The sequence below is a fragment of the Arthrobacter sp. KN11-1C genome, from assembly GCF_052180225.1.
GTDB lineage: Bacteria > Actinomycetota > Actinomycetes > Actinomycetales > Micrococcaceae > Arthrobacter.
Map to the genome: position 1 here is coordinate 1378819 of NZ_CP197467.1, position 14030 is coordinate 1392848.

Genomic DNA, 14030 nt, shown 5'->3' on the forward strand with positions numbered 1-14030 from the left:
CCCCGCAAAGTGCGGGACAGGCTGTCGTTATCTTTTGACCCCGATCTTCGGCACAATCGAAGGCATGACTTCCAGTTCCGCACTGCCTCATTCTGTGTCGGCCACCGACATTTCCGGCACAGCCGCTTCAGGCCTTGATGCAAGCCACCCGCTAATGGATGGCCGCACCGCAGACTCCCCGCTGATCCAGGCTTACCGCGGAGGCAAGCCGTCCCGCCGTCCTGTGTGGTTCATGCGGCAGGCCGGCCGCTCGTTGCCGGAATACCTCAAAGTCCGTGAAGGCGTGGCAATGCTGGACTCCTGCCTGCGCCCCGAGCTTGCCTCCGAGATCACCTTGCAGCCGGTACGCCGTCACGACGTTGATGCGGCGATCTTCTTCTCCGACATCGTCATCCCCCTCAAGCTGGCCGGCGTCGGCGTGGACATCGTCCCCGGCGTCGGGCCCGTGCTGGACAAGCCCGTCCGCACGGCAGCTGACGTCGCCGCCTTGCCGCAGCTGACGTGGGAAGCCCTCGAACCGATCCGCGAGGCCGTCCGCTTGACGGTCGCGGAGCTCGGCACAACACCCCTGATCGGCTTCGCCGGCGCGCCGTTCACGCTTGCCGCGTACATGGTGGAAGGCAAGCCCTCCCGCGACCACCTCGGTCCGCGCACCATGATGCACGCCGATCCTGAGACCTGGACCGCCCTGGCCAATTGGGCGGCCGACGCCTCCGGCATGTTCCTGCGGGCGCAACTGGAAGCCGGCGCCTCGGCAGGTCAACTGTTCGACTCCTGGGCCGGGTCCCTTGGGCTCGCCGACTACGCCAAGTACGTAGCTCCCGCTTCGACCCGCGCCCTTGACCACGTCCGTCACCTCGGCGCGCCGCTGGTCCACTTCGGTACGGGAACGTCCGAGTTGCTCGTCGCGATGCGCGACGTCGGCGTGGATGTCGTCGGCGTGGACTACCGGCTGCCGCTTGACGAGGCAAACCGTCGACTGGGCGGCACGGTGCCCTTGCAGGGCAACATTGACCCGGCGCTGCTTTCCGCGCCGTGGGAGGTCCTCGAAGCCCATGTCCGCGAGGTGATCGCCGCCGGCTCCGCAGCCCCGGGCCACGTCTTGAACCTCGGCCACGGCGTGCCCCCGGAGACAGATCCGGCCGTCCTGACCCGGGTAGTGGAACTCATCCACTCGATCCCGGCAGGGTAGCGGGCATGCGCGGGGCACAAACACAGCCCGGACACGCACCTTCCGCAGATTCAGCAGCCGGCTTGACCGCCGTCGTCGTGGGCGGCGGAATATCCGGCCTGCTCGCCGCCCGTGGCCTGGCCAAGGCCGGGATCACCGTCACGGTGCTCGAAGCGGGCGAGGCGTGGGGCGGTTGCGTGGGACGGCACACTGTCGGCGGCCTTGTGCTGGACAGCGGCGCCGAGTCCTTCGCCACGCGCTCCACCGCTGTGGCCGATCTCGCCCGCGATCTCGGGCTCGGCGGCAACATCGTGGCGCCCCATCCTGGAGGTGCCTGGGTGCAGTTGCCCGACGGCCCGCAGGAACTGCCCAAGACCGGAGTGCTCGGAATCCCGGCGAATCCCTGGGACCCGGAAGTCCGGCGTTCCTTGGGCTTTGCCGGCTCCTTGCGGGCCTCGCTTGACCGCTACTTGCCCGCATCGGTCGGTACCTCCGCCGAGGTCACGAGTGTCTCCTCCTTGGTCCGGGCGCGGATGGGCAAGCGGGTGCTCGAACGGCTTGTGGCACCCGTGGTAGGGGGAGTGCACTCCGCCGACCCCGGGCTGCTCGACGTCGACATGGTCGCTCCCGGCCTGCGTGCGGCATTGCGCCAGCACGGTTCGTTGGCCGCGGCGGTGGCCAGCCAGCGCGCAGCCGGTTCAAAGCAACACGGAACCGGGGCGGCGAAGGCGGGATCCGCCGTCGGCGGCTTGAAAGGCGGAATGAACACCCTGGTTGCCGCCCTCGTGGCGGAGCTTCAAGCTCAGGGTGTCGCCTTGGTTTCCGGAGCCCGGGTGGATTCGATCTCCCGCACCGAAAGCGGTTGGCAGGCTACCGCTGCGGGCACAACGTACGACGCCGGCCGGCTCGTGGTGGCGCTCGACGGTCCGGCCGCCGTCGGGCTGCTGGAGAAGGCGCTTCCCGAATTGTCCGCGCTGCGCCCCGCCGCTGGCCCGTTGGTGAGCTTGGTGACCTTGGTGGTGGACGTGCCCGAACTGGACCGTCGTCCGCGCGGCACCGGCATTCTCGTCGCTCCGCAGACCGAGGGGATCGAGGCGAAAGCGCTCACGCATGCCACGGCAAAGTGGGACTGGCTGGCGGAAGAAGCAGGCCCCGGAACGCACGTGCTGCGCCTGTCCTATGGGCGCGGCGAGGGGGCGGACGCCCCTGAACCGGCGGCAGCACAATCCGTCGCCTCACTCAATGACGATGCTCTGCTCGACGCTGCGCTCCGCGACGCCTCGACTTTGCTGACCGTGCCGATTGTCCGGGAAGACGTGCTCGATTGGGATGTTGTCCGTTGGGCGGGCGCTTTGCCGTTCGCGGCAGTCGGTCACAAACAGCGCGTTGCCGAGGTGCGCCGCATCTGCGCCGAAGCCGACGGTTTGTCCGTAGTGGGCGGCTGGCTCGCCGGAAACGGCCTGGCCGCCGTGGTTGCCGACACTTCCGCACAAATCGACGCAGTCTTGTGAAATACACCACTTCTACGCCTTGTAGAAGTGGTGCATTTCGACTTAGCGGCATCCACGGGGCAGACTTGTACCATGAGCCACACTTCTGCCGAATCTGTCACTAAAACTGCCGAATCCGAAGAGCAGTTCTTTACGCTGTGGACCGTCTTCAAGCGGTCGGGCGATGTCCTGCGCAGCGCCGACGCTGTTCAGGATTTCGAGCAGCTGGCTGCCAAGCTCGCCGAGGACGGCGTGGTCCTTCGCGGAAGCTACGACGTCTCCGCCATGCGCTCCGACGCCGACATCATGGTGTGGCTCCACGGCGCCAAGCCCGAGGCCCTGCAGCAGGCCGTGCGTGATATCCGCCGCAGCGCGCTGTTCGCCGGCACTGAGATCGTCTGGTCCGCCATGGGCGTCCACCGCGAAGCCGAATTCGCCAAGAACCACGTTCCTGCCTATGCGCGCGGCGTCGAGCCCAGCACGTGGCTATGCGTTTACCCGTTCGTCCGCTCCTACGAGTGGTACATCCTGCCGGCCGACGAGCGTGGAAAGATGCTGCGCGATCACGGCATGCTCGGCCGCGACTTCCCCCAGGTCATCTCCAACACCGTGTCCTCCTTCGCCCTGGGCGACTGGGAGTGGATCCTGGGCCTCGAAGCACCCGAACTCGTTGACCTAGTGGACCTCATGCGCCACCTGCGTGCCACCGACGCCCGCAACCACGTCCGCGAGGAAATCCCGTTCTACACCGGCCGCCGCATCACCGCCGCGGAGATCGCCGAGGTCCTCGCGTGAGCGGCCGCCACTCCACTGGCCCGGCCAGCCTCACGGAGGTCAATGACGTCACCGAGGCCGGACGCATGGGTCCCAAAGAGTACGACGCCGTCCTCCTCGCCTCCTTCGGCGGGCCAGAAGGCCAGGACGACGTCATTCCCTTCCTGCGCAATGTGACCCGCGGCCGCGGCATCCCGGATGAGCGCCTTGAAGAGGTTTCGCACCACTACCGCGCGTTTGGTGGGATCAGCCCCATCAACCAGCAAAACAGGAACCTCAAGGCCGCCCTCGAAGCGGAGTTGGCCTCACGCGGCATCAGCCTGCCCGTGCTGTGGGGCAACCGCAACTGGGATCCTTACATTCCGCAAACCCTTCAGGAAGCCTACGACGCCGGCCACCGCAAGCTGCTGATGGTCACCACGAGCGCATACTCCTGTTACTCCAGCTGCCGCCAGTACCGCGAGGACATCGGCATTGCCCTGACGGAGACCGGCCTCGACGGCAAACTCGAAGTGGACAAGGTACGCCAGTACTTCGACCACCCGGGCTTCGTCGAACCCTTCGTGGAAGGAACGGCTGCAGGACTTGCGGAGGTCAAGGAGAAACTGGCTGCGGCCGGTCTCCAGGACGCTCCGGTGCACATCCTGTTTGCGACGCACTCCATTCCGACCCGTGACGCCGAAGCCGCCGGGCGTTCGGACGCAGAGCCCCGCGAGTTCGAGCAGGACTCCGCCTACGTGGCCCAGCACTTGGCCTCCGGCGCCGAGGTGGTTCGTCGCGTTGAGGCCGAATCCGGTCTCACCGCTCCGTGGTCCTTGGTGTACCAGTCCCGTTCGGGCGCACCGAGCGTTCCGTGGCTTGAGCCCGACATCAACGATGCCATCGAGGAACTGGCCGGCCAGGGAATCAAGGGCGTCGTGATCGTCCCCCTCGGCTTCGTCTCCGACCACATGGAAGTGGCCTGGGACTTGGACACCGAGGCCTTGGAAACCTGCAAGAACCTCGGGATCGCCGCGACCCGCGTTCCCACCCCGGGAACCCATCGCACGTTCGTTTCCGGCCTGGTGGACCTCATTTGCGAGCGGACGGTAGCCAACAACATCGGCGATCGCCCTGCGATGACCGGGCTGGGGCCGTGGTACGACATCTGCCGTCCGGGCTGCTGCGCCAACTTCCGTGGGGAGAAGCCCACGATTGCGGGTGCGGACACCACTGTCGGCACGGGACATGATGCCTACCCCGCAGGAGAAAGCGCGAAATGACCGTTCGGATCGGTACCCGCGCGAGCAAGCTCGCGCTCACCCAAAGCCAGCAGGCCGCGGACCAGCTGGCCGCCGTCGGTGGCTTCCCCGTGGAACTGGTGCGCATCAAGACCGAAGGCGATGTCCGGACGGGGTCCCTGTCCCAGATGGGCGGCACCGGAGTGTTCGTCGCCGCGCTTCGCGACGCGCTGTTGGAGAACGCATGCGACGTCGCTGTCCACTCCCTGAAGGATCTCCCGACGGGTGCGGCGCCGGGACTCATCATCGCGGCAACTCCCAAACGCGTCGATGTCCGGGACGCCTTGTGCGCCCGTGACGGCCTCAAGCTGGCGGACCTTCCGGCAGGCGCCAAGGTCGGCACCGGATCGCCGCGCCGCGCCGCCCAGCTCCGCGCCGCCCGCCCGGATCTCGACGTCGTGGACATCCGCGGCAACGTGGACACCCGGCTGGGCCGCGTTCCGGGGCTCCCCGGCAACGCCGAAGACGCGCTGGTTCCCGGAAAGAGTGGCGACCTCGACGCCGTCGTCCTCGCCGCGGCGGGACTGGAACGGATCGGCAGGCTCGACGTCGTGACGGAGTTCTTCGAGACCGGCGTCATGCTTCCAGCGCCCGGACAAGGCTCGCTCGCGATCGAGTGCCGCACGGCCGACGCGCCCGGACAGCCCGGCAACGCCGAAGGTTCCCAAGGCGCACTCGCACAGGCCCTGGCCGCACTCAATGATGAAGACACCATGCTCGCCGTGACCGCGGAGCGGGCCGTCCTGGCCCGCCTCGAAGCCGGCTGTGCTGCGCCCGTGGGCGCCTACGCTTACCGCAAGGGCAGCATGCTGTACTTGGAGGCAGTTGTCTGCGCCGTGGACGGGAGCACGTCCGTGCGCGAGAAAAAGGCCACGGACGGTCTCACTGAGGTGGGTGCCACGTTGCTGGGCATCGAAGTCGCCGAACTCCTGCTCGCCGCGGGCGCCGCGGACATCACAGATCTTGCAGCTTCCCGATAACCGGAGCCAACAGGAGACCATGGGACGGCACAGTGCAGTGAAGTCGGGGGAGGCCCGGGTCCTTGAAGGCGCCCGGGTCCTTGTGACGCGCAGCCCGGATCGTGCCGCCCCCCTCGTCAGCGCCCTGCGCGAGGCCGGCGCGGAGCCGCTCCTGTTGCCCTTGATCGACTTCGAACGAGCCCGGGACCAGCACTCACTCGAGGTCGCTTTGGACGCCCTCCGCGCCGGAGCGTACGGCTGGTTGGTGGTCAGCAGCATCACCACGGTGCGTGCCCTGAAGGAAAAGGCGGCCGAGCGGCGCATGGAGCTGAAGGAGCTGATTCCGGATTTCGTCCGGATCGCGACGATTGGACCGTCGAGCCGGCGGGTCCTCGAAGCGGAAGGCCTTCCCGTGGACCTCGCGCCGGAGGACGTCCAGTCGGCCGCAGGACTCGTCTCCGTCTGGCCGACAGGCCCGGCCAACGTGCTGTTGCCACAGGCGGACATCGCAGATGCGATGTTGGCGGAGGGAATCGAAGCCAAGGGGGCCTCGGTCCAGGCGGTGACGGCTTACCACACCGTGGACTACCCGGCGGCCCCGGAACGCCGGCTGACTGCCGCTTTGGTGGCGGCGAACGGCTGGCACGCGGGAGACGCCTCCCCGGCGCCGGAGCTCACCCCCGAAGACGCCAAAGCCGAACTTTCAGGCGGCCGGCTCCACGCCGTCGTCGCCGCTTCGCCCAGCGCGGCACGCCGTATCCACGACTCGTTGGCACCGCTCCGGGATTGCCGCTTCATTGCGATCGGGCGCTCGACGGCGGCAGAGGCTGCCGCTCTCGGCATTCCGGTGGCGGCAACCGCCAAGGAACCCACACCCGCCGGCATCGTGGCCGCCCTACGCACCGTATTCGACACCGAAGGGAACGAAAGTTGAGCTTTCCAAACCACCGGCCCCGCCGGCTCCGCACCACCCCCGCCATGCGCCGGATGACCGCCGAACACCGCTTGGCGCCCGCGGACCTGATCCTGCCCGCCTTCATCCGCGAAGGACTCAGCGAACCCGCTCCGATCAGCTCCATGCCCGGCGTCGTCCAGCACACCACCGACTCACTCAAGCGGGCCGCTGCCGAGGCCGTGGAACTGGGTGTCAGCGGCATCATGCTGTTCGGTGTTCCCGCCGTCCGCGATGCCCGCGGCACAGCGTCCCTGGATCCCGACGGCGTGCTGAACAAAGCCATCCGCGACGTCCGGGCAGAAGTCGGCGATGACCTGGTGGTCATGGGCGACGTGTGCCTCGACGAATTCACCGACCACGGCCACTGCGGTGTCCTGGACGCCAACGGCTACGTGGACAACGACGCCACCCTCGAAATCTATGCCCAAATGGCAGTAGCACAGGCCGACGCCGGTGCCCACGTCCTGGGGCCGTCCGGAATGATGGATGGCCAGATCGCCGTGATTCGCCAGGCCCTTGAAGAAGCCGGACACCAGAACACCGCGCTCCTGGCCTACGCGGCGAAGTACGCCTCCGCCTTCTACGGCCCCTTCCGCGAAGCCGTGGACTCGCAGCTCAAGGGTGACCGGAGAACCTACCAGATGGATGCCGCCAACCGCCGGGAAGCCATCATCGAGGTGGAACTCGACCTCGAAGAAGGCGCCGACATGGTGATGGTCAAGCCGGCCATGAGCTACCTCGACATCCTCGCCGACGTCGCCGCCATGAGCCCGGTTCCCGTGGCGGCCTACCAAATCTCCGGTGAGTACGCCATGATCGAAGCGGCTGCCGCGAACGGCTGGATCGATCGCCGCGGCGCCATCACAGAATCCGTGCTCGGCATCAAGCGGGCCGGCGCCGACATGGTGCTGACGTACTGGGCCTCCGAGCTTGCCGGCTGGCTTAAGGAGTCCTGATGACCGATACCGCTTCCACTCCCACGGCCCCGGTCGGAGCCACGGAAATCCTCCTCGGACTGAACACTTTCGGTGACGCCGGGGTGGACGCCGAAGGCAACCCGAAACCGCACGCCCGGGTTTTGCGGGAGCTGCTGGCGGAAGCGGAACTGGCGGACGCCGTCGGGCTTCATGCCTTCGGAGTGGGGGAGCACCACCGGCGCGACTTCGCTGTCTCGGCGCCCGAAGTGTTCCTCGCCGCCGCAGCCGCCCGGACATCGCAGATCAGGCTCGGCTCGGCCGTCACCGTGCTCAGCTCCGACGATCCCATCAGGGTCTTCCAGCGCTTCTCCACGGTTGACGCTCTCTCCAATGGTCGTGCGGAGGTGATGCTGGGCCGCGGCTCGTTCGTGGAATCGTTCCCGCTGTTCGGCCTGGACCTGGCCGACTACGAAGTCCTGTTCGAGGAGAAGCTGGAACTTTTCGACAAGGTCCGGGCGCAGAAGCCGGTGCATTGGGAAGGCCGCACCCGGCCGAACGTGAGTGGAATGAGCGTCTTTCCGCCGCTGGAACACCACTTGTTGCCGACGTGGATCGGCGTGGGCGGTACTCCTGAATCGGTGTTGCGCTGCGCCCAATACGGCTACCCGATCATTTTCGCCATCATCGGCGGGGAACCGCGCCGTTTTGCCCCGCTGGTGAATTTGTACCGCGAGGCCATGGGGAAATATGGCCACTCCATGCAGCAGATTGCGACGCATTCGCCCGGCCATGTGGCTCCGACCGACGAGGAAGCCCGGGAGGAGTTGTTCCCGCATTGGCTGGCCCAGCGCAACCGCATCGGCGCCGAACGTGGCTGGGGACCGGCGAGCAGGGGCGAGTTCGACGCCATGTGCGGCCCCGAGGGCGCCCTGTATGTCGGCTCGCCGGAAACGGTTGCCCGGAAGATCGTCTTGCTGAAGCAGAACCTTGATGTGGACCGTTTCGACCTCAAATACAGCAACGGGACGCTGCCCCACGAATCCATGATGCGCTGCATCGAACTTTTCGGCACCGTGGTGGCCCCACTGGTGGCCGAGCAGCTTGCCGGCGCCTGAACCGCCCCTCATCCCTGAAAGAATGGACACCATGACTTCAAACACCCCTGTCTCCGACCAGCTGTTCGACCGCGCCCGCTCCTTGATGCCCGGCGGCGTCAACTCTCCGGTGCGCGCCTTCGGATCCGTCGGCGGCACCCCGAAGTTCATGGTTTCCGCGCGGGGTCCGTACCTGACGGATGCTGATGGCCGCGAATACGTCGACCTCGTGTGCTCGTGGGGCCCGGCGCTGCTGGGTCACGCACACCCGGCCGTCCTCGATGCCGTCCACGCCGCCGTCGACCGCGGTTTGTCCTTTGGCGCGTCCACGCCCGATGAGGCAAACCTCGCCGCGATCGTCAAGGAGCGCGTCTCCGCCGTCGAACGCATCCGCATGGTGTCCACGGGCACCGAGGCCACCATGACGGCCGTACGCCTGGCCCGTGGCTTCACTGGCCGCAACCTGATCGTGAAGTTCGCCGGCTGCTACCACGGCCACCTCGATGGACTGCTCGCAGCGGCCGGATCGGGCCTTGCGACCATGGCGTTGCCCGGTTCGGCCGGCGTCACTGAAGCCGCCGCCGCTGAAACCCTTGTCCTGCCGTACAACGACCTCGGCGCGGTGGAAGCCGCTTTCGCTGCGCACGGCAACAACATCGCCGCCGTCATCACGGAAGCCGCTCCCGCCAACATGGGCGTCGTGACGCCGGGCGAAGGCTTCAACGCGGGGCTGTCGCGCATCACCCGCGAGCACGGTGCACTGTTGATCCTGGACGAGGTGCTCACCGGTTTCCGCACCGGCTACGCGGGTTACTGGGGCCTCACCGGCCGCCAAGAAGGTTGGATGCCGGACCTGCTGACCTTCGGCAAGGTCATTGGCGGCGGCATGCCGACGGCGGCGCTCGGCGGGCGAGCCGACGTCATGGATTACCTTGCGCCCCTTGGCCCGGTGTACCAGGCAGGAACGCTGTCCGGGAACCCGGTGGCGATGGCCGCCGGCGTCGCCACCCTGACACACGCGACTCCGGAGGTCTACGACTTCGTGGACGCCCGCTCGCTGGAACTCTCCGCGGCACTCTCATCGGCGCTGGACACCGCCGGCGTGGACCACTCGATCCAGCGCGCCGGGAACCTCTTCTCCGTGGCCTTCGGCACCTCGGCCAACGGCGTCCACAACTACGCCGACGCCCAGGCCCAGGACGTCTTCCGCTACGCGCCGTTCTTCCACTCCATGCTGGACTCCGGCGTCTACCTGCCGCCGTCGGTCTTCGAAGCGTGGTTCCTGTCCGCTGCCCATGACGACACCGCCATGAACCGGATCTTCGACGCCCTCCCGGCCGCAGCCAAGGCGGCCGCAGAAGCCACTGCCTTGTAAACGGCGCTTTCCCTTGTTTTGCAGCTTGCTCCTTGCCCGTAATGCTCGGCCGGGAGCAGGCTGTGGGCAACGATCGAATCGACAAGGCGATGATTCATCTGCTCAAACCGTCCAGAATTTCACTGCTCATTCTCTTCGCGCTGATGGCCGGGGCGTTTGCCGGAATAGCGCACGCCGACACTCCTGAACCGGGGGTCAGGGCCGTCGGAGACCCGCCCCCGACGCCAACTACTCCACAGGCCGCCCCCACGCCCGGGTTTTTGACCTCTCCAGGGGGATCGCCGCAGGCCCCTGCGACGCCGGCCGGGCCTTCCGAGCCCCCGCTTCCTCCGCATCCGACGCCGGAACAGCGGCTCGCGGGCTTGACCCTGGAGCAAAGGGTTGGGCAGCTTTTCATGGTGGCAGCCAAGGCGGACGGCAGCGATGCGGGCACCGTGGCAGATCTCCTGAACAACCACGTGGGCAACATGTATTTGGCCGGACGCAGCCAGGCAGGCCTTGCGGCTACGGCATCTGTGGTGGCAAAGCTGAAGGCGGCCATTTCGCCCGCGTCGAGCCGAGGGTTGCCGCTGTCCGTCGCGACGGACCAGGAAGGCGGCTCTGTTCAAGTCCTCAGGGGACCCGGATTCGCGCCTCTTCCGGCAGCCCTGGACCAAGGCAACTCAAGCCCCGAACAGCTACGCGCCGACGCCCGGAAATGGGGGTCGGAACTCCTGCAGGCCGGAGTGAACGTCGATCTGGCGCCCGTGCTGGATACGGTACCCAGCCCCGACTTCGCGCCCTCGAATAAGCCCATTGGCGCGTTCAAACGCGAATACGGCTTCACCCCGGCCGGGGTGTCCGAACATGGGAACGCGATGGCGGCCGGATTGCGGGACGCAGGGGTGGCGCCAGTGGCAAAGCACTTTCCGGGAATGGGCCGTGTCAGCCTGAACACCGATGTCAGCACGAACGTGCACGACACCGAAACAAGCCGGACGGATCCCTACTTGATGCCGTTCAAGGCTGCGATCGACGGCGGACTGCGGTGGGTCATGATTTCGAACGCCTACTACGACAAGATCGATCCCGATCACGCGGCGCCGTTTTCGTCCGAGATCATGCGCACCATGTTGCGGACGGACGCAGGGTTCACCGGAATCATTGTCTCCGACGATTTGTGCAACGCCGTGCAGCTGTCGCCCTGGAGCGTGGGGGACAGGGCAACGAATTTCATCAGCGCCGGCGGCACCATGGTCCTGTGCGCGGATACCGCTTCAGTACCGGCGATGTATGCCCAGGTCCTGCAGCGGGCGCAGGCAGATCCCGACTTCCGTAAATCAGTGGATGCCGCGGCCTTGACTGTCCTTCAAGTCAAGGCCGGGAAGTAGGCCGGACGCGAAAAATCCCCGGCTGCGGACGGGCTCCCCACTATGGGTGTCCAGTCCGCAATCCGGGGATTCTCCGGTCAGTCCTAGAGCACGTCCGAAAGGAAGCCCTTCAGGCGATCGGTCCGCGGTTCGGTGAAGAGTTGTTCCGGCGATCCGGACTCCACGACGACGCCTGCATCCATGAACGTGACGGTATCCGACACGTTCTTCGAGAAGCCCATCTCGTGGGTTACCACCACCATGGTCATGCCTCCCTTGGCCAGATCGGTCATGAGCGCGAGCACGCCTTTGACCAGTTCAGGGTCCAGGGCCGACGTTGCCTCGTCGAAGAACATGACCTCGGGCTTCATGGCCAGAGCCCGCGCAATGGCAACGCGCTGCTGCTGCCCACCGGAGAGGTTGGCTGGCCGGGCGTCGGCTTTGTGCTTGAGCCCCACGAGGTCCAGTTGGGCCAAGGCATCTTCCCGTGCCTGCTCCTTGGACATTCCGCGAAGCTTCCGGAGGGCGAGGGAGATGTTTTCCGCCACGGTCTTGTGCGGAAACAGGTTGAACTGCTGGAAGACCATGCCGATTCTCCGGCGCAGTTCGTCCGGGTTGTCCTTGAGCACCGAACGGCCATCGAGCAGAATGTCACCCTGCTCGGGTTCGATCAGCCGGTTCATGACGCGCAGGAGCGTGGATTTACCCGAGCCGGAAGGGCCGATCACGGAAGCCGTGGTGCCCTTCTCGACGTGCAGGTCGATGCCGCGCAGGACATGGTTGGACCCGAAGGACAAATGGATGTTTTTTGCCGTCAGTGTTCCTGACGCGAACTCGCTCATGCCTGGGCTCCCTTCCCGACGACGGCGGCTGCCTCGTCCGGTTCCTTCTTTTCCGGCCGGCCCGAACGCAGCCGGCGGTCAATCCAGTTCACGAAATGCGTCAATGGAATGGTCAGCGCCAGGTAGAAGATGGCTGCCGCCACATAGGGCGACAGGTTTCCGCTGGTGGAGGCCGCATCCTTGCCGATCTGGAAGATCTCGCGCTCCGAGGCCAACAGGCCCAGGAGGAAGACCAGCGACGACTCCTTGATCAACGCAATGAATTGGTTGACCAACGCCGGCAAGACCCGCCGGACGCCCTGGGGAACCACCACAAGCCGCATGGCAGGGCCGTAGCCGAATCCCAAAGCACGAGTGGCCTCGAGCTGGCCCTTGTCCACGCTCTGGATACCGGATCGGAAGATCTCGCCGATGTACGCCCCCGACATCAGCGACAGCGCCGCGATGGCCATGGGGTACGGGCTCGTGGACCCCGTCAGTTGGCGGATGACCGGGCCGAAGCCGAGACCGATCACGAGGATGGTGAGCACGGGCGGCAGCCCGCGGAGGATATCCGTATAGACGCGGGCGATCCACCGGGCCACCGGATTCCGGGATATCCCCATGAGGGCGAGCAGCATGCCGAGCACCGTTCCGATGACACCGGAGGTGACGGCCAGGACGAGCGTGTTCGGCAGGCCGACGGCGAACATCTTGGGGATGACTTCGCCCATCGCCTTCCAGTCGAGGAAGGTCTCAGAGAGCAGTTTGAAGATATCCATGGAAGCCTTGGGTTACTTGGCCGGGATCTGGACGGCCTTGCTGCCCGGCTTCCAGCCCTGGGGAGTCTGCTCCGCCTTGGTCGGGCGGTCCTTGTACCACTCGGCCGTCAGCTTGGTCCAGGTACCGTCCGCGATTACAGCGTCAAGGCCCGAGTTGAGGGCGTCGATCAGGGGCTGGTTGTCCTTGTTCACTGCCCAGGCGGTGAAGTTCTGGGTGTTGACGACCTTTTCGGCGATCTTCGTGTTGTCGCCGTCCTTCACCTGGCCCGTGGCCTGCTGCGACGGGGCGACCCAGGCATCGACCTGGCCGCTCTTCACGTTCGCGTAAACCGTGTTGTAGTCGGGGAAACGGACGGGCTCAAGCTTGAGCGTGTTCGTGACGTAGTCGTCCTGGACGGTGCCCTGGACGACGCCGATGCGGACGTCGGACTTGAGGTCCGCGAAGCCCTTGACCTTGGAGTCGGTCTTGGTCACGACGGCCATGTAGCCGAAGTCGTAGCCATTGGTGAATCCGACCGTTTCGCGGCGCTTGTCCGTGGTGGAGATCGAGGAGGAGCCGACGTCGAACTGCTTGTTCTTGACCTGGGAAAGCAGCGCGGAGAAGTCAGTGGAAGCGAACTCGACCTTGAGGCCAAGCTTGGCGCCAACGGCACGCAGCAGCTCGTTGTCGTACCCGGTGAACTTGCCCGAGGGATCGATGAAGATGTTCGGCGGGGCGTCCGAGAGCGTGCCGACGCGCAGTGTGCCGTCGGTGATCAGGCCCAGCTTGGACTTGTCGATCTTGTCCAGCGGGGTGACGTCCTTGGTGGTGTACTTGTCCAGCGTCTTCTGGTCGCTGCCCTGGAGGGCGTCGGTCGGCGAGGCGCTGCCTGCGCTACCGGCTCCGCCACCGCAAGCGGCGAGCGAGACGGCGAGAACTGCAGCCACGGGGACAGCAGAGAACCACTTCAGGGCTTTGATTTTCATCAAGCAAATCACTTTCATCGGGGAACACGCGTTCGTATCGAGACGGGCGGGGAACGCGGCCAAAAGCAGGTTTGGGCCGCAATATCAGAACTCGACC

At 66.2% G+C, this 14030-nt stretch carries 13 protein-coding genes; 10 read left to right on the forward strand and 3 right to left on the reverse strand.

The features are described 5' to 3' along the window. Positions 1-64 precede the first annotated feature (64 nt). From hemE to ACSBOX_RS06560, 10 genes are all read left to right on the forward strand, one after another. Complete coding sequence (hemE, locus tag ACSBOX_RS06515) at positions 65-1192, forward strand: uroporphyrinogen decarboxylase (protein WP_078108533.1); 1128 nt, start codon at positions 65-67, stop codon at positions 1190-1192. A gap of 5 nt (positions 1193-1197) precedes the next feature. After that, on the forward strand, positions 1198-2682 hold the full coding sequence (gene hemG, locus ACSBOX_RS06520) for a protoporphyrinogen oxidase (RefSeq protein ID WP_442545317.1): 1485 nt from the start codon (positions 1198-1200) through the stop codon (positions 2680-2682). 72 nt (positions 2683-2754) lie between these two features. Further along, positions 2755-3456 carry a hydrogen peroxide-dependent heme synthase gene (hemQ, locus tag ACSBOX_RS06525; protein ID WP_264636657.1) on the forward strand — a complete coding sequence of 234 codons (702 nt, stop codon included), beginning with the start codon at positions 2755-2757 and terminating at the stop codon, positions 3454-3456. 65 nt (positions 3457-3521) lie between these two features. Next, a complete protein-coding gene (locus tag ACSBOX_RS06530; RefSeq protein WP_442545971.1) occupies positions 3522-4697 on the forward strand; it encodes a ferrochelatase in 1176 nt (391 codons plus the stop codon). After that, positions 4694-5695: a hydroxymethylbilane synthase gene (gene hemC, locus ACSBOX_RS06535; RefSeq protein ID WP_442545318.1), complete on the forward strand. Its 1002-nt coding sequence runs from the start codon at positions 4694-4696 to the stop codon at positions 5693-5695. Before ACSBOX_RS06530 ends, hemC begins: the two co-directional genes overlap by 4 nt. 19 nt (positions 5696-5714) lie before the next feature. After that, positions 5715-6608 (forward strand): uroporphyrinogen-III synthase, encoded by an 894-nt coding sequence (locus ACSBOX_RS06540; RefSeq protein WP_442545319.1) that lies wholly within the window; start codon positions 5715-5717, stop codon positions 6606-6608. Continuing rightward, complete coding sequence (gene hemB, locus ACSBOX_RS06545) at positions 6605-7585, forward strand: porphobilinogen synthase (protein ID WP_284751590.1); 981 nt, start codon at positions 6605-6607, stop codon at positions 7583-7585. The genes ACSBOX_RS06540 and hemB overlap by 4 nt, the downstream gene beginning before the upstream one ends. After that, entirely contained in the window at positions 7585-8661 is a 1077-nt protein-coding gene (locus ACSBOX_RS06550) for an LLM class flavin-dependent oxidoreductase (protein WP_442545320.1), read from the forward strand. The genes hemB and ACSBOX_RS06550 overlap by 1 nt, the downstream gene beginning before the upstream one ends. Before the next feature lie 31 nt (positions 8662-8692). Continuing rightward, entirely contained in the window at positions 8693-10015 is a 1323-nt protein-coding gene (gene hemL, locus ACSBOX_RS06555) for a glutamate-1-semialdehyde 2,1-aminomutase (RefSeq protein ID WP_442545321.1), read from the forward strand. A 62-nt stretch (positions 10016-10077) separates the two neighbouring features. After that, positions 10078-11385 (forward strand): glycoside hydrolase family 3 N-terminal domain-containing protein, encoded by a 1308-nt coding sequence (locus ACSBOX_RS06560; protein WP_442545322.1) that lies wholly within the window; start codon positions 10078-10080, stop codon positions 11383-11385. Between the two features lie 83 nt (positions 11386-11468). Here the strand turns inward: ACSBOX_RS06560 and ACSBOX_RS06565 are convergent, their stop codons facing one another. Genes ACSBOX_RS06565 through ACSBOX_RS06575 form a run of 3 tightly spaced genes read right to left on the reverse strand, consistent with a single transcriptional unit; the run spans position 11469 to position 13933 of the window. Next, complete coding sequence (locus ACSBOX_RS06565; protein WP_442545323.1) at positions 11469-12206, reverse strand: amino acid ABC transporter ATP-binding protein; 738 nt, start codon at positions 12204-12206, stop codon at positions 11469-11471. Next, the gene (locus ACSBOX_RS06570; protein ID WP_442545324.1) at positions 12203-12967 is read right to left on the reverse strand and encodes an amino acid ABC transporter permease; all 765 of its coding nucleotides are present in this window, start codon (positions 12965-12967) and stop codon (positions 12203-12205) included. Before ACSBOX_RS06570 ends, ACSBOX_RS06565 begins: the two co-directional genes overlap by 4 nt. A gap of 12 nt (positions 12968-12979) precedes the next feature. Next, the gene (locus tag ACSBOX_RS06575) at positions 12980-13933 is read right to left on the reverse strand and encodes an ABC transporter substrate-binding protein (RefSeq protein ID WP_442545325.1); all 954 of its coding nucleotides are present in this window, start codon (positions 13931-13933) and stop codon (positions 12980-12982) included. Positions 13934-14030: the final 97 nt, after the last annotated feature.

Excerpts from the sequence above, each read along its gene's own strand:
- hemE (WP_078108533.1), top strand. The coding sequence starts at position 65 with ATGACTTCCAGTTCCGCACTGCCTCATTCTGTGTCGGCCACCGACATT.
- hemG (WP_442545317.1), top strand. The coding sequence starts at position 1,198 with ATGCGCGGGGCACAAACACAGCCCGGACACGCACCTTCCGCAGATTCA.
- hemQ (WP_264636657.1), top strand. The coding sequence starts at position 2,755 with ATGAGCCACACTTCTGCCGAATCTGTCACTAAAACTGCCGAATCCGAA.
- ACSBOX_RS06530 (WP_442545971.1), top strand. The coding sequence starts at position 3,522 with ATGGGTCCCAAAGAGTACGACGCCGTCCTCCTCGCCTCCTTCGGCGGG.
- hemC (WP_442545318.1), top strand. The coding sequence starts at position 4,694 with ATGACCGTTCGGATCGGTACCCGCGCGAGCAAGCTCGCGCTCACCCAA.
- ACSBOX_RS06540 (WP_442545319.1), top strand. The coding sequence starts at position 5,715 with ATGGGACGGCACAGTGCAGTGAAGTCGGGGGAGGCCCGGGTCCTTGAA.
- ACSBOX_RS06550 (WP_442545320.1), top strand. The coding sequence starts at position 7,585 with ATGACCGATACCGCTTCCACTCCCACGGCCCCGGTCGGAGCCACGGAA.
- hemL (WP_442545321.1), top strand. The coding sequence starts at position 8,693 with ATGACTTCAAACACCCCTGTCTCCGACCAGCTGTTCGACCGCGCCCGC.
- ACSBOX_RS06565 (WP_442545323.1), bottom strand. The coding sequence starts at position 12,206 with ATGAGCGAGTTCGCGTCAGGAACACTGACGGCAAAAAACATCCATTTG.
- ACSBOX_RS06570 (WP_442545324.1), bottom strand. The coding sequence starts at position 12,967 with ATGGATATCTTCAAACTGCTCTCTGAGACCTTCCTCGACTGGAAGGCG.
- ACSBOX_RS06575 (WP_442545325.1), bottom strand. The coding sequence starts at position 13,933 with ATGAAAATCAAAGCCCTGAAGTGGTTCTCTGCTGTCCCCGTGGCTGCA.